A 22,209-nucleotide genomic window follows, 5' to 3' on the forward strand; every position below is an offset into this window, starting at 1 on the left:
GCTACAGCCGCGTCTCGCGCGCAGCACGCAAGAACTCGTCAAGCACCGGCGTGCAGTCGAGCAGATCGACCCCGCCCGCGCGGTGGAACTCGGGGTGCCACTGCAAGCCCATGACGAAGTTGGCGCGCTGGTAGCGGATCGCCTCAATGATGCCGTCCGGCTCGGACATGGCTTCGATGCGGATATCGCGCCCCAGGTCCTTGACGGCCTGGTGGTGGATCGAGTTGACCACCGCCTGCTGGACGTTGGGGAACATGCGGCCGAGCGACGAGCCCTTGGGGAACACAACCGCGTGGCGATGCGCGTCATACAGGTCGTGCACGTGCGCCAGCGCATCGGGGCGGTCGGTGGCGACGTCCTGGTGCAGCGTGCCGCCAAAGGCGACGTTGATCAGCTGGCAGCCACGGCACACACCCAGCACGGGTTTGCCGGCGTCGACGAATTCGTGCAGCAGTTCGAGCTCGTACACATCGCGTGCGCGGTCGCCGCTCCATTCGGGACGCGTAGGCGTTTCGGAATAGGTTTGCGGGGCGACGTCGGCCCCGCCCTGCAGCACGAGGCCATCCAGATGACGCGCATAGTGGCGCAGTGTGATGTTGCTGGGGTGGAGCAAGCCGTTGGTATTGACCGTCGGGATCATGAACACCAGCACGTCGCGCGACATGACCCACTGGGCAATGGATTCCTCGAGATACTGCAGGTTCTTGCTCAGCAGCCCCTTGGCGCCCGCTTCGGGATGAAAGATACGGGCCGAGACGCCGATGTGCAGCGTGCGCTGCATGATGTCGCGACTGAAGCGTTCACGCAGCGAGCGAAAGCGCGACGTGATGACCCGGCCGGCCAGGGCCACCGGGTTGTCGCCATCGCGCAGGTAGCGCGCCGGCCCGCGTGCGTGCTGGCCGCCGCTGGCGCGCCGGTCGGGCACGCGCACACGCGTCTCGCGACGTTCATCGATATCCGCCTCGGGCGAGGGGTCGTGTGGCTTGCGCTTGATGGGGTCGTCTTCAGTCATGTCATTAATATAACTTCGGCAATGCTGCGCACGATTCAAAGTTGTTACAAAAGGTCGCCATGCGCTCAGACCGGCACGTCGAGCAGCTTCTGGAAGGTCAGCACCAGGTGGCGCCCTGCCACGGGTGTCTCGAGCAGGCCGCGCGCGCCGGCCAGCCGGGCGCGGGCACTGTCGTACTGAAACGATGGCGCGACCATGAAGACGACCGGCGTGCGCCCGGCGCCGGCCTGCGCCTTGATCGATGAGCACAGCGCATACGGCTCGATGCCCGGGGCGGCCGTGTTGATCAGAACCAGCGCCACCGGCGTCTCGTCGCACAGGCGCACGGCGGCGGCCCGGCTGTCGGTCCATTCGACGCCGATCCGGCGCGGCCCGAGCACCTGCGCCACCCGGTTGCGCAGGTTGCACGCCTGATCGACGATCAATACCGGGCCATCGACGGGGCCACGGCGCAGTCGCGTGTAGAATGCGGGCGTTTCAAGATCCGGCCCCAGGCGCGGACGGCGGCGGCGTTCGGCCAGCACGCGGCGCGCACGGGCGCCGTGCTGGGCCAGCGCATGCACGCGCGTGTCGAGCAGTTCGGCCAGCTGCCCATGCAATGCCCGTTGGTCAAGCGGGCGGGCGACGGTTGGCCAACAGGTGTTGCCACTGCCGCCGATGACCAGTGCCGGTTGCAGCGCATCGGGTGGCCGGCACGCCAGTTGCGCCAGCGCAAACGGGCTGTCACCGTTGGCAACCAGCAGATCCGGCTCTTGCAAACTATCGGCATGCAGGCAAGAATACGACGGCCCGGCGTCCGGCGCGTCTTCGAGCAGCGCCGCCAGCCGGGCGGTTTCAACTGGATCAAAGCCGATCGGACGCACGGTGAACAGACAATGGGATCGCTGCATCGGGCCCCACCCTTCTTGCATCGATTATGTATTTACAGCGTAATCTAGCACAAAGGTGCAAGGCGAAAAGCACGACATAAGCGCAAAATACTGTATATTTATACAGCTAAAAAGCATTTCCTTTTCCGCTCGACAAGATAGAATGCCAACGCATTCTACAAATACTCTTCAAGATGGCCTCCAAGAAACCCGCTCCAGACTACAGCGAATCATCCATCCGCGTCCTCAAGGGACTCGAACCTGTGAAACAGCGTCCGGGCATGTACACCCGCACGGAAAATCCGCTCCACATCATCCAGGAAGTGATCGACAACGCCTCCGATGAGGCGCTGGGTGGCTATTGCAAGAACATCAGCGTCACGATGAACCCGGACGGCTCGATCACGGTCGAAGATGACGGCCGCGGCATCCCGGTCGGCATCCACCCCGAAGAAGGTGTGTCCACGGTCGAGATCGTGTTCACGCGCCTGCACGCCGGCGGCAAATTCGACAAGGGCTCGGGCGGCGCGTATGCGTTCTCGGGCGGCCTGCACGGCGTCGGCGTGTCGGTTACCAATGCGCTGTCCAAGCGCCTCGAGATCGAGGTCTGGCGCAAGGACGATCAGGGCAACGGCCAGCACAAGCTGGTGTTCGCTGCCGGCGATGTGATCGAGCCCCTCACCTCCGCGCCGTTCGAGCGCGGCGGCAAGAAGAACGGTACGCGCGTCACGGCCTGGCCGGACGGCAAGTACTTCGATTCGCCGACCATCCCGATGAACGACCTGCAACGCCTGCTGCGCTCGAAAGCCGTGCTGCTGCCGGGCGTGACGGTCACGCTCACGAACGCCAAGGGCGAAGTCCAGACCTGGCGCTACGACGAGGGCCTGCGTGGCTACCTGACCGAAGCGCTGGCGCAAAGCTCCACCGGCGAAACGCTGATCCCGCTGTTCGAAGGTGCGCAGTACGCCGCCGCCGGCGACGACAGTTTTGCCGAGGGCGAAGGCGCGGCCTGGGTCGTGGCCTGGACCGAAGAAGGCGGCGTGGTGCGTGAATCCTACGTCAACCTGATCCCCACCGTCAGCGGCGGCACGCACGAAGCGGGCCTGCGCGACGGCCTGTATGGCGCCGTCAAGAACTTCGTCGAGCTGCATGGCCTGCTGCCGAAAGGCGTCAAGCTGCTCCCCGAGGACGTGTTCGCGCGCGTCTCGTTCGTGCTGTCGGCCAAGGTGCTGGACCCGCAGTTCCAGGGCCAGACGAAAGAGCGCCTGAATTCGCGCGACGCGCTCAAGCTGGTCTCGACCTTCACCAGGCCGCCGCTCGAGCTGTGGCTGAACCAGCACGTCGAATACGGCAAGAAGCTGGCCGAACTCGTGATCCGCCAGGCGCAATCGCGCCTGCGCTCGCTGCAAAAAGTCGAAAAGAAAAAATCGTCGGGCGTGGCCGTGTTGCCGGGCAAACTGACCGATTGCGAATCGAACGACATCACGCGCAACGAGCTGTTCCTGGTCGAGGGTGACTCGGCCGGCGGCTCGGCCAAGATGGGCCGCGACAAGGAATTCCAGGCCATCCTGCCGCTGCGCGGCAAGGTGCTCAACTCGTGGGAAACCGACCGCGACCGCCTGTTTGCCAACAATGAAATCCACGATATCTCGGTGGCGATCGGTGTCGACCCGCACAGCGCGGGCGACTCGCCCGACCTCACCGGCCTGCGCTACGGCAAAATCTGCATCCTGTCCGACGCCGACGTCGACGGCTCGCACATCCAGGTGCTGCTGCTCACTTTGTTCTTCAAACACTTTCCGGCGCTGTTCGCGAACGGGAACATCTGCATCGCGCGCCCGCCGCTGTTCCGCGTCGACGTGCCGGCGCGCGGCAAGAAGCCGATCCAGAAGCTGTATGCGCTGGATTCCGGCGAGCTGCTGGCGATCGAAGACAAGCTGAAAAAAGAAGGCCTGAAGGAAGGCGTGTGGAGCATCTCGCGCTTCAAGGGCCTGGGCGAGATGAACGCCGAGCAGCTGTGGGAAACGACGATGAACCCGGACACGCGCCGCCTGCTGCCCGTGTTTTTGGGCGACTACGACCATGCCGAATCGTCGGCACGCTTCAATATGCTGATGGGCAAAGGCGAAGCCGCCGCGCGCCGCGCCTGGATCGAAGAACACGGAAACGAGACCGAGGCCGATATCTAATACGCCGCACCGGCCATCCGCCCCGCGCGCAACAGAACAGACACCATGACGAACCAACCAAGTCTCTTTGAACAGCAACACGAGCCGTCCGACGTCGAGACGCTCACCCTCTCCACCTTCGCCGAGCGCGCCTACCTCGACTACGCCGTCTCGGTGGTCAAGGGCCGCGCGCTGCCGGACGTGTCGGACGGCCAGAAGCCGGTCCAGCGCCGCATCCTGTACGCGATGAATGAACTGGGCCTGGGCCCGACCGCCAAGCCGCGCAAGTCGGCGGCCGTGGTCGGCGACGTGCTCGGCAAACTGCACCCGCACGGCGACCAGTCGGTGTACGACGCGCTGGTGCGCATGGCGCAGGACTTCTCGCTGCGCTACCCGCTGATCGACGGCCAGGGTAACTTCGGCTCGCGCGACGGCGACGGCGCCGCCGCAATGCGCTACACCGAAGCGCGCCTGACGCCGATTGCCCGCATCCTGATGGATGAAATCGACATGGGCACGGTCGACTCTCAGCCGAACTACGACGGCTCGACGACCGAGCCGCGCACGCTGCCGGCGCGCCTGCCGATGGTGCTGCTCAACGGCGCGTCGGGCATTGCGGTCGGCCTGGCCACCGAGATCCCGTCGCACAATCTGCGCGAAGTGGCTGCCGCCGCCGTCGCCATGATCCGCAATCCGAAGATGTCGCACGCCGAGCTGATGACCATCGTGCCCGGTCCCGACTTCCCGGGCGGCGGTCAGATCATCACCCCGGCGTCCAGCATCGCCGACATGTACGCGGTGGGCCGCGGCTCGATGAAGGTGCGCGCGCGCTGGAAAATCGAAGAACTGGCGCGCGGCCAGTGGCAGGCGATCGTCTACGAACTGCCGCCGGGCTGCTCGTCGCAGCGCGTGCTCGAAGAAATCGAAGAACTCACCAACCCGAAGGTCAAGGCCGGCAAGAAAGCGCTGCTGCCCGAGCAGCTCGCGCTGAAGAACACGGTGCTGGGCGCGCTCGATACGGTGCGCGACGAATCGGGCCGCGAAGCCGCAGTGCGCCTGGTGTTCGAGCCAAAGTCGAAGAACCAGGACCAGAACGAATTCATGCTGATGCTGCTCGCGCACACGTCGCTCGAGTCGTCCAGCCCGATCAATATGGTGATGATCGGCGGCGACGGCCGCCCGCGTCAAAAAGGCCTGGGCACGATCATCCAGGAGTGGATTGATTACCGCTTCACGACCATCCGCCGCCGCACCGACTTCAAGCTGGCCAAGGTCAACGACCGCATCCACATTCTGGAAGGCCGCGAGACCGTCCTGCTGAACATCGACAAGGTCATCGCCATCATCCGCAACTCGGATGAACCGAAGGCCGCGCTGATCGAGGAATTCCGCCTGAGCGAACGCCAGGCCGAAGACATCCTCGAGATCCGCCTGCGTCAGCTGGCGCGCCTGGAAGCGATCAAGATCCAGCAAGAGCTGGCGGATCTGCGCAGCGAGAAGGAAAAGCTGCAGGACATCCTCGAGAACCCGTCGTCGATGAAGCGCCTGATCATCCGCGAAATCGAAGCCGACGCCAAGCAGTTCGGCGACGAGCGCCGCACCGTGATCGAAGAAGCGCAGCGCGCGGTGGCCGAGCAAAAGGTCGTCGATGAACCGGTGACCGTGATCGTGTCCGAAAAAGGCTGGGTACGTGCCCGCACCGGCATCGGCCACGACCCGGCGCAGTTCGCGTTCAAGGCTGGCGACTCGCTGTACAAGGCGTTCGAATGCCGCACGGTCGACCATCTGCTGGGCATTGGCGACAACGGCAAGGTGTATTCGGTGCCGGTGGCGGCGCTGCCTGGTTCGCGCGGCGACGGCGTGCCGATCACGACGCTGGTGGATCTGTCGGGCGGCATCCGCATCCTGCATTATTTCGCTGGTAATCCCGAGACGCGCCTGCTGCTGTCGACGTCGGACGCCTTTGGCTTCATCACCAAGGCGGGCGACATGGTCAGCCGTCTGAAAGGCGGCAAGTCATTCATTACGCTGAACGACGGCGCAACGCCACTGCCGCCACGGATCGTGACCGACAGCTGCGGCGCGATCGCGTGCCTGTCCGAAAAGGGCCGTGTGCTGGTGTTCGGCATCGACGAGATGAAGGTGCTGACCAATGGCGGCCGCGGCGTGACGCTGATGGAACTCGAGCCGAAAGAAACCATGCTGGCAGCGCAGCCGATCAACCAGAAAGGCCTGAACGTGATCGGCACCTGGGCCGGCGACAAGGCGCGCACCGTGGAACTGTTCGCATCGGGCCTGGAACCGCACTTCGGCAAGCGCTCGCGCAAGGGCAAGGCTTTGTCGGCGCGCATGAAGGCGCATGATCTGGGGATGCGGGCAGCCGAAACGGATGCCGTGAAAACGTAACGCGACCACAAAGCCGCTCAGTAACACAGCTGGCACAGCTGGGGTCAGGTCTGACATTCGGACACGACCTCAGCTAAGCCATTTCCCTAGCCGGGGTCAGGTCTGACATTCGGACACGACCTCAGCTAAGCCATTCTCAATGGCGTTTTTCCCAGTATTAGCATCGCGCGGTGCCAGCCAGTTTTGACTAACCGACTGTCGAGATCGTGTCCGAATGTCAGACCTGACCCTCGCTTTTGCTCGTGATATCTGGACGAAAAAAATGCCGGCTGAGCCGGCATTTTTCATTGGAGCTACTTGCTTAGTGCTTGGCAGCAGCCTTGTGCACGTCAGCCTGGGCTTCAGCGCGGACCTGTTCGGTCTTGGCAGCAGCGGTTGCCTTGTCGGCAGCAGCGTCGACCTGTGCTTTCAGCACTTTCTCGTCAGCCTTGATCATTTTCTTCTCGGCCTTCAGGTTCGCATCAGCGACTTTGCCTTCGGCCTTGGCCATTGCCTTGGCGCGGTCTTCAGGATCGGCCTTGGCGACGTTGGCAGCAGCGTCGGTGTGGGTCTTGACCAGCTTGGCGTGTGCGTCGCCCTTGGTTTCGGTAGCCTTGGCCACGGTCTTGTTCAGCTTCTGGTCAGCCTTGACTGCGGCCTTGATTTCTTTTTGTTCTGCCTTGATGACGTCTTTCTCGGCGCTGGCTTCAGCCTTCACGATGCGGTTGTCCGCAGCGGTGGTGGTTGGTGCGGTGGTCTGGGCGTGAGCAGCGGTAACCATCAGGCCGGCGATAAGGGTTGCGATCAGTTTGTTCATGATAAGTTTCCTTTTGGTGGTCGCTGTACAGAGCGGGTTGCCCGTGCAGTCGTTGTTGTTGTTCAGTGATTCCAGAATACGGCGTCAAGACAGTCTGGTCTGTTAGCCACCACACGCAGAAATTGTCAGAGTTGTAAGCAAAGATTACTGACGAACAGAGCCCGCATACAAGTCAATGATGTCCGTGACCCCATCGCGGCACACCAGGCAGAACGCATCGCTGCGGTCGAACATCAGGCACTGCATCGCGGGGCGGTAGTAACCACTGGCCTCGTAGTTGGCGCCTTCAAAAGCGCCGACCGCGTGGCGGTGCGGCTGCCGGTCGAACAGCGCGTTGGTCTGCTTGAGGTCTTCATGAAACAAGGCGCTCATTTCGGACTCCGGCCGGTTGGCCTCGCGCAGCGCGGCGCGCTTCTTTTGATAAGCGCGCGACGCGGCTTCGTACTCGGCCTTCGGCCATGGCGTCGGCAACGGCGTACCGGCCGTCACATGACGCTGCCATTTGAGCCTGGCCGGGTCACGCAGCGCCGTGACGTTCGGTTCCCACGGCTCCATCCGTCCGCTCGCTGCGGCGTAGGCCACGGGCGATGTGTAGTACTCGTCGGCCAGGCCCGCGAAGTGGTGCCCGAATTCGTGCACGAACAGGTAGTCGGCCCAGTCGTTGCTGGCTGCCGCCGTGCTGAACTGACCGAAGATTCCGCCACCGCCGTAGGTTTCGTTGTTGACCAGGATTTCGATGAATTCATACGGCGCATGCTGGGCGATGTCGCGCAGCGCGCGGTTGTCGAGCGTGAGCACATAACGCTCGCTGCCGAAGATGTCGTAGCGCGTGCCCAGCGCCGAGGGATGATGTACGCCGGTCGATGGCCGGCTGATGCCTGATTGCCCGGTCGGCACGGCCATCGCCCAGACATTGAAGTCCTTCGCGCGCTCCTTGAACGGCGAGACCGAAAACAGATGCGCCGACAGGCGCCGCGCATCCTGCTCGAACTTGGTCATCTCTGCCTGCGTGTAGCCATCGCCCAGGATCAGCAGGTCGACCTTGTCGGGCGACGGACCGCTGACCCGGATCGGGATCGGCTTGGCCACTGGCGGCGGCTGACGCTTGACCACGTCGGGCGCGTTCGGATCGACGTCGATGCTCCAGGCGACCGAGAACTGATTGCGCTCGTCGCGCTTCAGGATGCGCACGCGCACCGGCTGCGCGAACTGCGGAAAGCGCACCGACTCGCTGAAGCTGCGGCTGATGCGTCCTGCTTCCTCGGTCGTGCGCCACTCGCCAAACACGGTGGAGAAACCGCGCGAGTACAGCACGTCGCCCGTTTTCGGATCGACGACTTCGACGCGGTTCTGGCCGCGGTTGGTGTCGTCCAGATTGCGCGCGGCGCTGCCCGGCCAGGGCAACGGCTCGATGACGACGCGGTCGATCGCGTAGCTGTCCGCCAGCGCATTGCCGCTGTGTGCGTAGTCCAGGCGGACCGTGGCCGGCTGCACGGCGTGGGCAAGTGAAGCGAATGCGCCAAGCAGCAGCGCAGCAAAGGAGTGAAACAGGCGCATTGCGAATCCCCGACAAGTAGATCGCGCTATTCTAAGCCGGTGGTCTGCAGGTGCGTCAGCGATATTGATACAGCGGCCGTTGCACGACAATCGGCCGGATATCGAGCCGCACGTTGTAGACCGAATAGGCTTCGCTGTACGCTGACTGGTAGCCGACCGTCTCGTTCACGCGACCGAGCTTGAACTCGAAGCCGAGGTCGGGCCGGTCGGCATTCGGGCTGTCGAGCGACAGGCCGATTGCATCCGGCTGGTCGCTGTCGACCAGCTTGGACATCAGGTCGACCACCGTGCCGTTGCCGAGGATATCGGCCGAGAACAGCGGCCCGCGCCAGTACGGCTTGTTCGCATCGAGCTTGCCGCGCACTTTCTCTGGCGCCGGCGTGAACACCTTGCTGTCCAGGTTGAAGCGGTCGCCGTTATCGAGATAGCTCAGGCGGCCGTTACTGAGGTTGAAGGTGCCGTCGCGCGTGGCGGCGTTGCTCAGGTCAACCAGCAGCGCGCCGCGATAGCCAAGCACTTCGACGTCGCGCTTTGGGCCCACGACCATCGCCGTGTTTTCGTCGATGCCCAGGCCGATGTTGTAGCCCTTGGCCAGCATCGCCGGCAGCATGCGCGCAAAGCGCCCGCGCACCAGGAGGTGCTGGTCGATGAAGACGTCGTCGCCGATGAAGCCCAGGCCGCGCGTGATCTGGCGGCCATCAGCCACGCCATGCTGCAGCGTGCCCAGCACCGAGCGTGGATGGCCGAACATCGTGGCGCTCATGATGGCGGCGCCGGCGCTCGAACCGGCGATGACGCCGCCGCGCCGGTACATGTCCCACAGCGCATCGAGCAGTTGCGTGTTGCTGCCATCGGGCCGGCGCAGCGCGTTCGTGATGCGCGCCTGGTCGCCGCCCGAGAAGTAGGCACCGCCGGCCGAACGCACCGCCTCGACCAGCGCCGGATCTTCGGCGGCGGCGCGCACATCGGAACCATCAAGGCGTTCGGCCACGGGGACGAAGAAGGCCTTAGCACCGTGCTGGTCCAGCCGTTCGATCAGATAGTTGCCAGCGCGTTCGGGGCTGGCCGAGGCCGAGGCGAACACTGCGATGCGGGCGTTCTTGCCGCCGGCAAGCTGCACGATGCGCGTCCAAACGGCGTCATTGTCATCGCGCAGTGCGCCGCCGATGATGACGAGCGAGCCCTTGGGCTGCGGTGATGATGGCATGGACGGCGACTCGGCCGCGTGGCTAGAGACGCTGGCGGCGACAGCCAGCGCGAGCGTGGCATGGACAACAACACGGACGACAGATTGGAACATGCGGCTTCCCCCGATAAGTCATCAGCGTAAGCCTGATTCCAGTTTCACGTCGCCATGTTGAGTGCGCTCAGGATAAGTAGATGTTGGGAAAGTAACGCTCCATCAATGTCTCTGGACGCAACGGTGGGGTGAACCCGAAGCGTTCGTACAGGCCGTGGCAATCCGACGTGGCCAGCGTAAAGCGGCGCAATTGCTGCAGGCTGGGATGTCGCATCACCACACCGATCAATTGCTTGCCATAACCACAGCCACGCGATTCCGGCACGACGAACACATCCACCAGATTGGCGAAGGTGGAAAAATCGGTGATCACGCGCGCAAAGGCGATCTGGCGACCATCAAGGTAGCCGCCAAAGCACAGCGAGTTTTCAATGGCGCGCTCGACGACGGGCCGAGAAATGCCCACGGCCCAGGTGGACTGCTCGCTGAGGAAGCGGTAGATCATGGGAATGTCGAGACGGGTCTGGTCGGTGCTGACCTCGAAGCTGGAATCGTTCGTCATCATGGCCTGGACAAGGTGACAAAAAGTCATTCTAGCGCCGATTGGTACCAACGCAAGCGGCGATGTGGCATGCCGCACCGGATTTCGCCAGCCCCCGCACGGAAGTCTGTCCGCGAGCCTGCCTGCGAGCCCGGGCAGCCATGCCGCATGGCACACGGGCAGCGCAGTTTATAATCGAAGGATCCCCAACCGGAATCCCACCATGACCGAACAATTCTCCAAAAAAGCCGAAGCGTGGTCTGCCCGCTTCTCCGAACCTGTGTCGGATCTCGTCAAGCGCTATACCGCATCGGTCTTCTTCGACAAACGCCTGGCCCCGCACGACATCGAGGGCTCGCTCGCGCACGCCGAGATGCTGGCCGCACAAGGCATCATCAGCGAACACGACCGTGCTGAAATCGAACGCGGCATGACGCAGATCCGGGCCGAGATCGACGCCGGCACCTTCGAGTGGCTGCTCGACCTCGAAGACGTGCACCTGAACATCGAAAAGCGCCTGACCGAACTGGTGGGCGACGCCGGCAAACGCCTGCACACGGGCCGCTCGCGCAACGACCAGGTCGCAACCGACATTCGCCTGTACGTGCGCGCCGCGATCGACGATATCGTCGCGCTGCTCGCCAGCCTGCGCGGCGCCCTGACCGACCTCGCCGAACGCCACGCCGACACGATCATGCCGGGCTTCACGCACCTGCAGGTGGCCCAACCGATCACCTTTGGCCACCACATGCTGGCCTACGTCGAAATGTTCGGCCGCGATGCCGAGCGCATGCTCGACGCGCGGCGCCGCGTGAACCGCCTGCCGCTGGGCGCCGCCGCACTGGCCGGCACCACCTTCCCGATCGACCGCCTGCGCGTGGCCAAAACGCTCGGCTTTGACGACGTGTGCCACAACTCCCTCGATGCAGTGTCAGACCGCGACTTCGCCATCGAGTTCACGGCCGCTGCATCGATCTTGATGATGCACATCTCGCGCATGTCCGAAGAACTGGTCATGTGGATCAGCCCGCGCATCGGCTTCATCGACATCGCCGACCGCTTCTGCACCGGCTCGTCGATCATGCCGCAAAAGAAGAATCCGGACGTGCCGGAACTCGCCCGTGGCAAGACCGGCCGCGTGTATGGCCACCTGATTGGGCTCCTGACCCTGATGAAGGGCCAGCCGCTGGCCTACAACAAGGACAACCAGGAAGACAAGGAACCGCTGTTCGACACGATCGACACCGTGATGGACACGCTGCGCATCTTCACCGACATGGCCTCGGGCATCACGGTCAAGGCCGAGAACATGCGTTCGGCAGCGCTGCAGGGCTATGCCACGGCCACCGACCTGGCCGACTACCTGGTCAAGCGCGGCCTGCCGTTCCGCGATGCCCATGAAGCGGTGGCGCATGCCGTGCGCGCCTGCGACGTGGCCGGTTGCGACCTGTCCGAGATGTCGCTCGAGACGCTGCAGACGTTCTCTCCGCTGATCGAAGAGGACGTATTCGCGGTGCTCACGCTCGAAGGTTCGGTGGCCGCGCGCGACCACGTGGGCGGCACCGCGCCGAACCAGGTCCGCATCGCCATCGAGCGCGTGCGCAAGCAGCTGGCCGAGTAATCTCGCACCCCGAAGCGGGCCGGCGCTGCTGCAGCGCCGGCCCGCTTTTCCATGCCCCTTTTAGATTGATGACGCCATGACCGCACTGCCTGCACGCGACTACGCCGCCTTCCTGTTCGACATGGACGGCACCATCCTGACATCCATCATCGCCGCCGAGCGCGTTTGGGCCGACTGGGCCCGCAGCCACGGGCTGGACGTCGACGTATTCCTGCCAACGATCCACGGCAAGCGCAGCGTCGACACCGTGCGCGGCCTGGGCCTGCCCGATATCGACGCGGAAGCAGAAGCGCACCGCATCACGCTGGCCGAGATCGAGGACGTCGACGGCATCGAAGCGATTGCCGGCGTGGCTGCTTTCCTGGCCACGCTGCCAGCGGAGCGCTGGGCGATCGTGACGTCGGCGCCGCGCGCGCTGGCCCAGGCACGCATCGCCGCAGCCGGCCTGCCGCTGCCGCCGGTGCTGGTCGCAGCCGAAGACGTCAAGCACGGCAAGCCGGCGCCGGATCCATTTTTGCTCGGCGCCGAGAAGCTGGGCATGCGCCCGGAAGAATGCCTCGTGTTCGAAGACACGCTGGCCGGCCTGCAATCGGCTGCTGCCGCCGGCATGGACAGCGTGATGGTTACCGCCACGCACAAGCATCCGGTCGAAACCGACGTGACCGGCGTGCCGGATTACGATGATTTGCGGGCGATTCGTACGGGTGAAGGCTTGCTGCAGCTGCAGCGCACGCGCTCGTAATTTTTTCAAGCCGTTCGACGCATGTTGAACGCGTGGACGGGGAAACCCGTCCACCCTACGATCCTATGCTTGAACACGTAGGGTGGACGGCTGCGCCGTCCACGCGTTCAAACCGTTCATCACTGATCGATCAATGCCGCGCCGATTCGTCCACTGCGCGCTTCTGCACCAAGGTCAAAATGTCATAACTGGCCACCAGCTCATCGCGCTGGTTGGTCACCTGCACATCCCACGCCACCACGCCCTGCCCCCGTCCCTGCTCGTCCGTCCGGTTGCGATCGACCTTGCGCTTGCAGGTCAGGCGCGCGCGGATCGTGTCGCCGATCGCTACTGGCGCCACGAAGCGCAGGTTGTCCAGACCATAGTTGGCCAGCACCGGTCCCGGCGCGGGCGAGACAAACAGGCCCGCGGCCGCTGACAGCACGAAGTAACCGTGCGCGATGCGCTGCCCGAACTGCGTGTCCTTGGCCGCGATGGCGTCGAAGTGCATGTAGAAGTAGTCGCCCGAAACACCGCCGAAGTTGACGATGTCCGCTTCGCTCACCGTGCGCCGGTGCGTCAGCAACGAGTGCCCGACTTCCAGGTCCTCGAAATGCCGGCGGAACGGATGCAGGTCGCTTTCCTTGACCGCGCCGCCGCGCACGTATTCGCCCGTAACGGCGCCGAGCATCGTGGGCGAGCCCTGCACCGCCGCGCGCTGCAGGAAATGCTTGACGGCCCGGATGCCGCCCAGTTCTTCACCGCCACCGGCGCGCCCCGGCCCGCCGTGCTTGAGTTGCGGCAGCGGTGAGCCATGGCCGGTGCTGTCCACGGCCGCCTCGCGGTCGAGGATCAGCACGCGGCCATGTGACGCCGCCACGATCGGCACCGCGTACGCGGCCAGCGCCGGGTCCTTGGTGGCGAACGTGGTGACCAGGCTGCCCTTGCCGCGCGCCGCCAGTTCGAGGGCTTCATCGATGTCGGTGTAGGTCATCAAGGTGCTGACCGGGCCGAAGGCTTCCACGTCGTGCACGGCGTCGTTGACCATCGCATTGCGGCACAGCAGCAGCGTGGGCGAGAAGAAGGCGCCGCTGGCGACGTTCTCGCCCACCGGCTTGAACCCGTCGCCTGCACCGAACAGCACCTCGTTGCCTTGCGCGAGCAGTTCAACCCGCGCGCTCACGTCGCGGTGCTGGTCCATCGACGCCAGTGCGCCCATGCGCACGCCCTCGACTTTCGGGTCGCCCACCGTGATCTTCGCCAGCCGCTCGCGCAGCCGCTCGCCGACCGTGTCGACCAGCGCTTCCGGCACGATCACGCGCCGGATCGCCGTGCACTTCTGGCCCGCCTTGCCGGTCATCTCGCGCGCGACTTCCTTGATGAACAGGTCGAACTCGGGATCGGAAGGCAGCACGTCGGGCGCCAGTACCGCGCAATTGAGCGAGTCGGCTTCGGCGGTGAACGGCACCGATGCGCGGATCAGGTTCCCGTTCGCGCGCAGCATGGCGGCCGTGTCGGCCGAGCCGGTGAACGTGACGGCATCAAAACCACCGAGGCGATCGAGCAGGTCGCCCGTGCTGCCGATCACGAGCTGCAGCGCGCCATCGGGCAGCAGGTTCGAGTCCACCATCATCTTGACCACCGCGTGGGTCAGGTAGCTGGTGGCAGTGGCTGGCTTGGCGATGCACGGCATCGCAGCCAGGAAACTCGGCGCAAATTTCTCCAGCAAGCCCCAGATCGGGAAGTTGAAGGCATTGATGTGCACCGCCACGCCGCCGCGCGGCACCAGGATGTGGGTGCCGGCAAAGCCGCCCCGCTTGCCCAGCGCGATGGCCGGGCCCTCGTGCAGCACGTTCGACGACGGCAGCTCGCGCGAGCCCATGCTGGCGTAGGCGAACAGCGTGCCGATGCCGCCTTCGACGTCGACCCAGCTGTCCTGGCGCGTCGCGCCGGTCAGGTGCGAGATGGCATACAGTTCTTCCTTGCGCTCCATCAGGTACAGCGCGAGCGCCTTCAGCACGGCGGCGCGCTCCTGGAACGTCTGGCGCATCAGCGCCTTGACGCCCGTCTTGCGCGCAAAGGTGAGTGCTTCGTCGAAGTCGATCTTCTCGGCGTGCGTGTGATAGATCAGGGTGCTGTCGAGCGCGCTGTGCAGCGGCGTGTGCGATGCGGCGCCGTGCCAGCGGCCGGCGATCAGGCTTTGCAGTGTCGGGATGTGGCCCATGTAATCTCCAGTAGGTTCAGGACTTCGGCGTGTGCAGCGCGCTCGTGTCGAATGCAATGCGGCCCCGGTCCGGCGCCACGGCGGTGTCGGCATCGACTTCGCGCATCGTCTGCAGCGAGCGCACGGCCAGCTCGTGGTACTGGCGCGTGCCGAAACTCTTCCACGCGACGTCGTCATCGCTCAAGGCGCGCACCACCTTGGCCGGCGTGCCCATGACCATCGAGCGCGGCGGGATCACCATCCCGGCTTTCACGAAACTCATCGCGGCGACGATCGATTCCGCGCCGACAACCGCCTTGTCCATCACCACCGCGTTCATGCCGACCATCGCATTGCGCCCCACGCGGCAGCCGTGCAGCACGGCGCCGTGGCCGATGTGGCCATCGACTTCGACCACGGTGTCTTCCAGCGGAAAGCCGTGCATCACGCATGAATCCTGCAGATTGGCGCCTTCTTCCAGAATCAGGCGCCCGAAGTCGCCGCGCAGGCTTGCGCACGGGCCGATATAGCAGCGCGGGCCGACGATCACGTCGCCGATCAGCACGGCGGAAGGATGCACATAGGCGCTCGGATGCACGACGGGCCGCACACCATCGATTTCATAGACTTTGACCATCGTGCTAGACCCGCTCGACGATCAGGGCGATGCCCTGGCCGACGCCGATGCACATCGTGCACAGGGCGTAGCGCCCGCCGGTGCGGTGCAGCTGGTTCACAGCGGTCATGACGAGGCGTGCGCCGGACGCGCCCAGCGGATGGCCCAGCGCGATCGCGCCGCCGTTCGGGTTCACGTGCGCCGCATCGTCCGGCACGCCCAGGTCGCGCAGCACGGCCAGGCCCTGCGCGGCAAAGGCCTCGTTCAATTCGATCACGTCCATCTGGTCCAGCCTCAAGCCCGTCTGCGCCAGCAGCTTCCTGACGGCCGGCGCCGGGCCGAAGCCCATGATGCGCGGCGCCAGGCCGCTTGTCGCCATGCCGATCACGCGGGCGCGCGGGGTCAAGCCGTGGCGCGCGGCGGCCTCGCCAGAGGCCAGCAGCAGCGCGCAGGCGCCGTCGTTCAGGCTCGAGGCATTGCCGGCAGTGACCGAGCCGTCCGGGCTTACCACGCCCTTCAACTTCGCCAGCGCCTCGAGGCTGGAATCGGCGCGCGGCTGTTCGTCGGTATCGACGATGCGCGTTTCCTTCTTGCCCTGGAGCGTGACCGGCACGATCTCGTCCTTGAAGACGCCAGCGGCGTGCGCCTGCGCCCAGCGCTGCTGGCTGCGCAGCGCGAACGCATCCTGGTCGGCGCGGCTCACATTGAATTCGCGCGCGACGTTTTCGGCCGTTTCGGGCATCGAGTCGATGCCGTACTGCGCCTTCATGCGCGGATTGACGAAGCGCCAGCCGAGCGTCGTGTCCTCGATTTTTGCGGCGCGCGAAAACGCGCTGTCGGCCTTGCCCATGACGAACGGCGCGCGTGTCATGCTCTCGACACCGCCCGCGATCACCAGGTGCGCTTCGCCGGCCTTGATCGCGCGCGCAGCGGTGCCAATGGCGTCCATGCCCGAGCCGCACAGGCGGTTGATCGTGTTGGCCGGCACGTCCTGCGGCAGCCCGGCCAGCAGCGCGGCCATGCGGCCGACGTTGCGGTTGTCTTCGCCCGCCTGGTTGGCGCAGCCGTAGAACAGGTCGTCGACCTGGGTCCAGTCCACACCGGGGTTACGGGCCATCAGCGCGGCGATGGGCAGCGCGGCCAGGTCGTCGGCGCGCACGGTCGAGAGCAACCCGCCGTAGCGGCCGAAGGGTGTGCGGATGGCGTCGCAGATGAAAGCGTCAAGCATGCTGGTTTCCTTGTTCATTGTTTGGGACGGCCGTCGACCACACGCCGGGCCTTGCCGGTCAGCGTGCGCTCGATGCCTTGCGGCGGCAACAGGCGCACGTGCGTGGTCACGCCGACATAGGTCTTGATGCAGTGCTGCAGTTCACGCGCCTGCGCCTCGACGGCATCAGGCGCGAGCAGCGTATCGCGCAGTTCGCACAGCACCTCGAGCGTGTCGAGGTGGCCGTCGCGCGCCACGACCAGCTGGTAGTGCGGCGCCAGCGCCGGCATGCGCAGCACCAGTTCCTCGATCTGGCTGGGGAACACGTTCACGCCGCGGATGATCAGCATGTCGTCCGAGCGCCCCGTGATGCGGCCCATGCGGCGCATCGCCCGCGAGGTCGGGGGCAGCAGGCGTGTCAGGTCACGCGTGCGGTAGCGGATGATCGGCAGCGCTTCCTTGGTCAGCGAGGTGAATACCAGCTCGCCCTCCTCGCCATCGGGCAGCACCTCACCCGTGTCGGGGTCGATGATCTCGGGGTAGAAATGGTCTTCCCAGATCACGGGACCGTCCTTGCTCTCGATGCATTCGCTGGCCACGCCCGGGCCCATCACTTCTGACAAGCCGTAGATGTCCACTGCATCGATGCCGGCGCGCGTCTCGATCTCGCGCCGCATCGCGTCGGTCCACGGCTCGGCGCCGAAGATACCGACCTGCAGCGACGACGCTGCCGGGTCGAGCCCCTGGCGCGTGAACTCCTCGACGATGTTGAGCATGTACGACGGCGTGACCATGATGATCGACGGTTTGAAGTCGCAGATCAGCTGCACCTGCTTCTCGGTCTGCCCGCCCGACATCGGCACGACCGTGCAACCGAGGCGCTCGGCGCCGTAGTGCGCACCCAGGCCGCCGGTGAACAGGCCGTAGCCGTAGGCGATGTGCACCAGGTCGCCCCGGCGCCCGCCGGCGGCGCGGATCGAACGCGCGACGATGTTGGCCCAGGTGTCGATATCGTTCTGCGTGTAGCCGACCACGGTGGGCTTGCCGGTGGTGCCGGACGACGCATGCACGCGCACCACCTGCTCGCGCGGCACGGCGAACATGCCGAACGGGTAGTTGTCGCGCAGGGCCTTCTTTTCGGTGAACGGAAATTTCGCCAGGTCGGCCAGCGTCTTGAGATCGGCCGGGTGCACGCCGGCGGCGTCGAACGCAGCCCGGTAATGCGGCACGTTGTCATATGCGTGCTGCAGCGTCCATTGCAGGCGTTGCAGTTGCAGCGCCTGCAATTCGTCGCGGCTGGCGCGCTCGATCGGTTCCAGGTCGCCCGCTGCGGGAAGGTGTTGGACCATCTGTCGACTCCTTGTGGTTCAGGCGTCCACGGGCGCCACGGTGCCGCTGATGCGATGCGATTTGCCGCGAAACAGCGCGATGGTGCGCCCGTCCGCGGTCTTCACCGTGACGTCGTAGACGCCGGTTTTGCCCTGCAGCGCCTGCTCGGTGGCTTCGGCCACCAGCACGTCGCCCGCGCGGCCAGGGGCGAGATAATCGATCGTGCAGCCGGCGCCCACGGTGCTGAGATTGTGCGAGTTGCAGGCGAAAGCAAAGGCGCTGTCGGCCAGCATGAAGATGTAGCCGCCGTGGCAGGTCGAGTGCCCGTTGAGCATGTCGGCGCGCACGGTCATCGTCATGCGCGCATAGCCGGGCCGGATGTCATCCAGCACCATGCCCAGCGCCTGGCTGGCCGGGTCGCGTTCGAACATCGTGCGCCCGGCCAGCTCGGCCAGCGCCTGCGCCTGCGCCTTCTGATCCTGACCATCAAACATGAAAGCGCGCCCCCTGCGGATCGGCAGCCAGCTTGCGGCGCAGCAGCGGCGAGACGCGGTAGCGGTCTTCGCCATACGAGGCGGCCAGGTTCGACAGCACGGTCACGACCTGCCCCATACCGATCGCATCGAGCCAGGCCAGCGGCCCGCGCGGATAATTCACGCCCTTCTGCATCGCGATGTCCACGGCGCGCGCGCTGCACACGCCCTGGTGAACGGCGTCGGCCGCTTCGTTGGCCAGCATTGCCACCGTGCGCATCACGGCCAGGCCCGGGACGTCGTCCAGGCGCGTGACGACGAAACCGGCGGCCTGGAACAGGCCGACCGCCGCGCGCCAAGCGTCATCGCTGCACCCGTCAGCGCGTGCGAGCGCGATGCGGGGCGCCGTGGCCGCATCGAACAGCAGGTCGAACACGATCGTGTCACGCCCGTTATCCGCCTGCGCGCGCTCGGTGGCGCTGCGCCCGTCAGTGAGATGGATCGCTGCGCCGCCGCAGTACAGGCCCGGCGCCGCTTCGATCTCGGTCAGCTCGATGCCGGAAGCCTTCAACCGCGCAACGAGCGCATCGACGCCGCCGGGCGCGCCCGCGTACTTGATCGCCGCCGGCCGATCGCAGGCAGCTTCGGACTGCACGACCGGCGTTTCCGCCCCGTCGCCGTAGCGATAGAACCCGTGCCCCGTCTTGCGGCCCAGATAACCCGCGTTGACCAGCTCCTGCTGCAGCACCGAAGGCGTGAAGCGCGGGTCGCCAAAGTACGCCGCAAACACCGACTGCGTGACCGAGAAATTGACGTCATGCCCGATCAGGTCCATCAGCTCGAAGGGCCCCATGCGGAAACCGCCGCACTCGCGCATGACGGCATCGAGCATGGCAACGTCGCCCGCCTGTTCGAGCAGCAGACGCAGGGCTTCGCCATAGAACGGGCGCGCCACGCGGTTGACGATGAAGCCGGGCGTCGATTTCGCATGCACGGGACTTTTGCCCCATTTTTCGGCGGTCGCATACACGACCTGCGCGACCTCGCGCGCGGTCGCCAGGCCGCTCACCACTTCCACCAGTGCCATCAGCGGCGCCGGATTGAAGAAGTGCATGCCGACCAGGCGTTCGGGATGCGCCAGCTGCGCACCGATCGCCGTGACCGAGATCGATGACGTGTTGGTCGCCAGGATGCAGTCGCTGGCGACGACGTCTTCGAGTGCAGCAAACAGCGCGCGCTTGACTTGCAGGTCTTCGACGATGGCCTCGATGACGAGCACCGCACCGGATGCTTCGTGCAAGGCATCGATGCGGCGCAGGCGCTCGCGCGCGAGATCGGATTCGACCGCGCCCATGCGGCCCTTCGCGACCAGGCGCGCATAGGTGGCGCTGATCTGCGCGATGGCATTGTCGGCGGCGCCGGTGCGGGTATCGAACAGCAGGACCTGATGGCCGGCCGTGGCCGCGACCTGGGCAATGCCCGCGCCCATTGCGCCGCTGCCGATGACGGCAACCGTCGAATGCGGTGGCAGTGACTGCATCCTCACCCCCCCTTGAACTGCGGCGCGCGCTTGGCCAGGAACGCGGCGACGCCTTCGCGGTAGTCGTGGCTGTTACCGAGTTCGCGCATCATGTCGGCTTCGAGCTGCAGCTGCTGCTCGAGCGTATTGGCATAGCTGGCCTGGAAGGCGCGCTTGGTGAATGCCAGGCCCTTGGTCGGCGCCGCGGCAAAGTGTTTTGCCATGGCCAGCGTTTCGTCTATCAGCGTCTCGTCCGGCACGCAGCGCCAGATCAGGCCCCAGGCTTCGGCTTTTTCGGCACTGAGTTTTTCGCCCAGCATGGCCAGGCCCATCGCGCGCGCGGGGCCGATCAGGCGCGGCAAATGCCAGGTGCCGCCGGTGTCCGGAATCAGGCCCAGTTTGCTGAAGGCTTCGATGAAGCTGGCCGATTTCGCGGCCAGCACGATGTCGCAGGCCAGCGCCAGGTTGGCGCCGGCACCGGCGGCCACCCCATTGACGGCGCAGATGACGGGCATCGGCAGGTTCTTCAGCGTGAGCACGAGCGGCGCGTAGAACTCTTCGACCGAGGCGCCCAGGTCAACACTCGGGGCGCCCGGGTCGACGGCGCGGTCGGCGAGATCCTGGCCGGCGCAAAAACCGCGGCCGGCCCCGGTCAGCACCAGCACGCGCACGGACTGGTCGGCCTGCACGCGGGCGAGCGCGTCGCGTACTTCGAGGTGCATGGCGCGGGTAAAGCTGTTGAGGCGATCGGGGCGGTTCAGGGTCAGGATGGCGACGCCGCCTTCTGCCTTGAACAGGATGCTGTCGTAGTTCATCGTGGTCTCCGTTTTTGTTCTGGTTGCGCGGTTATTCGGCGATATCGAAATCCACCACCACCTTGTCGGTCACCGGGAAACTCTGGCAGCTGAGCACGAACCCGCGCGCGACTTCATAGTCTTCCAGCGCGTAGTTCACGTCCATCTCCACTTCGCCATCGAGCACCTTGCAGCGGCAGGTCGAGCACACGCCGCCCTTGCACGAATAGCGCATGTCGATGCCCGCGCGCAGGCCCGCATCCAGCAGCGATTCGGTGTCCCGGTCCATCGTGAAGCTGGCGGCGCTGCCGTCCATGATCACGGTCACTTCGGTGTGCTGGCGCGCGCTGGCAGCAACCGCGCGCGGCGTGCGCTCGCGGGTCGGCGCGCTCGCGGCAAACAGCTCGATGCGGATCTGCTCCTTGGCCAGCCCGGCCGCCTGCAGCGCGCGCGAGACGCCATGCATCATGTCTTCGGGCCCACAGATGAAGGCGACATCGATCGCCTTGATATCGATCCACTGGCGCAGGAATTGCGTGCACTTGTCTTCGGTGATGCGCCCGTTAAAGAGTTCAATGTCCTGCTGCTCGCGGCTCATCACGTAGACCAGGCGCAGGCGGTCCATGTACAGGTCCTTGAGGTCGGTGAGTTCGTCGCGAAACAGCACGCTCGACGAAGCACGGTTGCCGTACACGATCGTGAAGCGGCTGCCCGGTTCGGCCAGCAGCGTGGTCTTGACGATCGACAGGATCGGCGTGATCCCGCTGCCGGCGGCAAACGCCAGGTAGTGGCGAGCGCTGGCGGCGTCCAGCGGCACATTGAAATTGCCGCTTGGGGGCATGACGTCGAGCTGCGCGCCCGGCTGCAGGCTGTCGTTGGCCCAGCTCGAGAACTGGCCGCCGGGCGTGCGCTTGATCGCCACGCGCAGCTGGTCGTCCTGCACTGCCGAACAGATCGAGTACGAGCGGCGTACCTCGTCGCCATCGATCGTGGTGCGCAGCGTCAGGTACTGGCCCTGGCGGAAGGCGAAGGTCTCTTTCAATGCCGGCGGCACGTCGAACGTCACGCACACGGCGTCGCGCGTTTCGTGTTTCACCTTGCTGACGGTGAGAGGATGGAATTGGCTCATGCTGGGCT

Annotated in this window: 18 protein-coding genes; 4 read left to right on the forward strand and 14 right to left on the reverse strand. The window is 65.3% G+C overall.

Annotated elements, in window-relative coordinates:
* Position 1: 1 nt before the first annotated feature.
* Together NX775_RS09035 and NX775_RS09040 are read right to left on the reverse strand one after the other, a co-directional pair.
* Positions 2-1,012, reverse strand: coding sequence for a gamma-glutamyl-gamma-aminobutyrate hydrolase family protein (locus NX775_RS09035; RefSeq protein ID WP_258835690.1), 1,011 nt, complete (start codon positions 1,010-1,012; stop codon positions 2-4).
* 65 nt (positions 1,013-1,077) lie between these two features.
* Positions 1,078-1,902: a response regulator gene (locus tag NX775_RS09040; RefSeq protein ID WP_258835691.1), complete on the reverse strand. Its 825-nt coding sequence runs from the start codon at positions 1,900-1,902 to the stop codon at positions 1,078-1,080.
* A 173-nt stretch (positions 1,903-2,075) separates the two neighbouring features.
* Between NX775_RS09040 and NX775_RS09045 the strand changes: the two genes are divergently transcribed.
* Together NX775_RS09045 and parC are read left to right on the forward strand one after the other, a co-directional pair.
* Positions 2,076-4,070 carry a DNA topoisomerase IV subunit B gene (locus NX775_RS09045; protein ID WP_258835692.1) on the forward strand — a complete coding sequence of 665 codons (1,995 nt, stop codon included), beginning with the start codon at positions 2,076-2,078 and terminating at the stop codon, positions 4,068-4,070.
* 45 nt (positions 4,071-4,115) lie between these two features.
* Entirely contained in the window at positions 4,116-6,455 is a 2,340-nt protein-coding gene (parC, locus tag NX775_RS09050; RefSeq protein WP_258835693.1) for a DNA topoisomerase IV subunit A, read from the forward strand.
* A 301-nt stretch (positions 6,456-6,756) separates the two neighbouring features.
* Here parC and NX775_RS09055 read toward each other — a convergent pair whose 3' ends face one another.
* From NX775_RS09055 to NX775_RS09070, 4 genes are all read right to left on the reverse strand, one after another.
* Positions 6,757-7,251 carry a hypothetical protein gene (locus NX775_RS09055; protein WP_258835694.1) on the reverse strand — a complete coding sequence of 165 codons (495 nt, stop codon included), beginning with the start codon at positions 7,249-7,251 and terminating at the stop codon, positions 6,757-6,759.
* Between the two features lie 144 nt (positions 7,252-7,395).
* Complete coding sequence (locus tag NX775_RS09060; protein ID WP_258835695.1) at positions 7,396-8,808, reverse strand: IgA Peptidase M64; 1,413 nt, start codon at positions 8,806-8,808, stop codon at positions 7,396-7,398.
* Between the two features lie 55 nt (positions 8,809-8,863).
* Entirely contained in the window at positions 8,864-10,108 is a 1,245-nt protein-coding gene (locus NX775_RS09065) for a cyanophycinase (protein ID WP_258835696.1), read from the reverse strand.
* A gap of 67 nt (positions 10,109-10,175) precedes the next feature.
* Entirely contained in the window at positions 10,176-10,613 is a 438-nt protein-coding gene (locus NX775_RS09070; protein ID WP_343828794.1) for a GNAT family N-acetyltransferase, read from the reverse strand.
* Positions 10,614-10,812: 199 nt separating this feature from the next.
* Here NX775_RS09070 and argH point away from each other — a divergent pair, with 199 nt between their 5' ends.
* Both argH and NX775_RS09080 read left to right on the forward strand, forming a co-directional pair.
* A complete protein-coding gene (argH, locus tag NX775_RS09075; RefSeq protein ID WP_258835698.1) occupies positions 10,813-12,210 on the forward strand; it encodes an argininosuccinate lyase in 1,398 nt (465 codons plus the stop codon).
* Between the two features lie 76 nt (positions 12,211-12,286).
* Entirely contained in the window at positions 12,287-12,952 is a 666-nt protein-coding gene (locus NX775_RS09080; protein ID WP_258835699.1) for an HAD-IA family hydrolase, read from the forward strand.
* Between the two features lie 130 nt (positions 12,953-13,082).
* On the opposite strand, the gene paaZ is transcribed toward NX775_RS09080, so the two are convergent.
* The 8 genes from paaZ to paaE are packed head-to-tail and all read right to left on the reverse strand — an operon-like array spanning position 13,083 to position 22,201.
* The gene (gene paaZ / locus NX775_RS09085; protein ID WP_258835700.1) at positions 13,083-15,155 is read right to left on the reverse strand and encodes a phenylacetic acid degradation bifunctional protein PaaZ; all 2,073 of its coding nucleotides are present in this window, start codon (positions 15,153-15,155) and stop codon (positions 13,083-13,085) included.
* A 16-nt stretch (positions 15,156-15,171) separates the two neighbouring features.
* On the reverse strand, positions 15,172-15,771 hold the full coding sequence (locus tag NX775_RS09090) for a phenylacetic acid degradation protein PaaY (protein ID WP_183556256.1): 600 nt from the start codon (positions 15,769-15,771) through the stop codon (positions 15,172-15,174).
* A gap of 4 nt (positions 15,772-15,775) precedes the next feature.
* The gene (gene pcaF / locus NX775_RS09095; RefSeq protein WP_258835701.1) at positions 15,776-16,978 is read right to left on the reverse strand and encodes a 3-oxoadipyl-CoA thiolase; all 1,203 of its coding nucleotides are present in this window, start codon (positions 16,976-16,978) and stop codon (positions 15,776-15,778) included.
* Positions 16,979-16,992: 14 nt separating this feature from the next.
* The gene (gene paaK / locus NX775_RS09100) at positions 16,993-18,306 is read right to left on the reverse strand and encodes a phenylacetate--CoA ligase PaaK (RefSeq protein WP_258835702.1); all 1,314 of its coding nucleotides are present in this window, start codon (positions 18,304-18,306) and stop codon (positions 16,993-16,995) included.
* A gap of 18 nt (positions 18,307-18,324) precedes the next feature.
* Positions 18,325-18,780, reverse strand: coding sequence for a hydroxyphenylacetyl-CoA thioesterase PaaI (gene paaI / locus NX775_RS09105; RefSeq protein ID WP_258835703.1), 456 nt, complete (start codon positions 18,778-18,780; stop codon positions 18,325-18,327).
* Positions 18,773-20,299, reverse strand: a complete 1,527-nt coding sequence (gene paaH / locus NX775_RS09110) for a 3-hydroxyacyl-CoA dehydrogenase PaaH (RefSeq protein WP_258835704.1) — start codon at positions 20,297-20,299, stop codon at positions 18,773-18,775. Before paaH ends, paaI begins: the two co-directional genes overlap by 8 nt.
* A 2-nt stretch (positions 20,300-20,301) precedes the next feature.
* Positions 20,302-21,093: a 2-(1,2-epoxy-1,2-dihydrophenyl)acetyl-CoA isomerase PaaG gene (paaG, locus tag NX775_RS09115; RefSeq protein WP_258835705.1), complete on the reverse strand. Its 792-nt coding sequence runs from the start codon at positions 21,091-21,093 to the stop codon at positions 20,302-20,304.
* Between the two features lie 31 nt (positions 21,094-21,124).
* Positions 21,125-22,201: a 1,2-phenylacetyl-CoA epoxidase subunit PaaE gene (gene paaE / locus NX775_RS09120; protein WP_258835706.1), complete on the reverse strand. Its 1,077-nt coding sequence runs from the start codon at positions 22,199-22,201 to the stop codon at positions 21,125-21,127.
* Positions 22,202-22,209 lie beyond the last annotated feature (8 nt).

This window comes from Massilia aurea, from assembly GCF_024753205.1.
Lineage (GTDB): Bacteria > Pseudomonadota > Gammaproteobacteria > Burkholderiales > Burkholderiaceae_D > Telluria > Telluria aurea.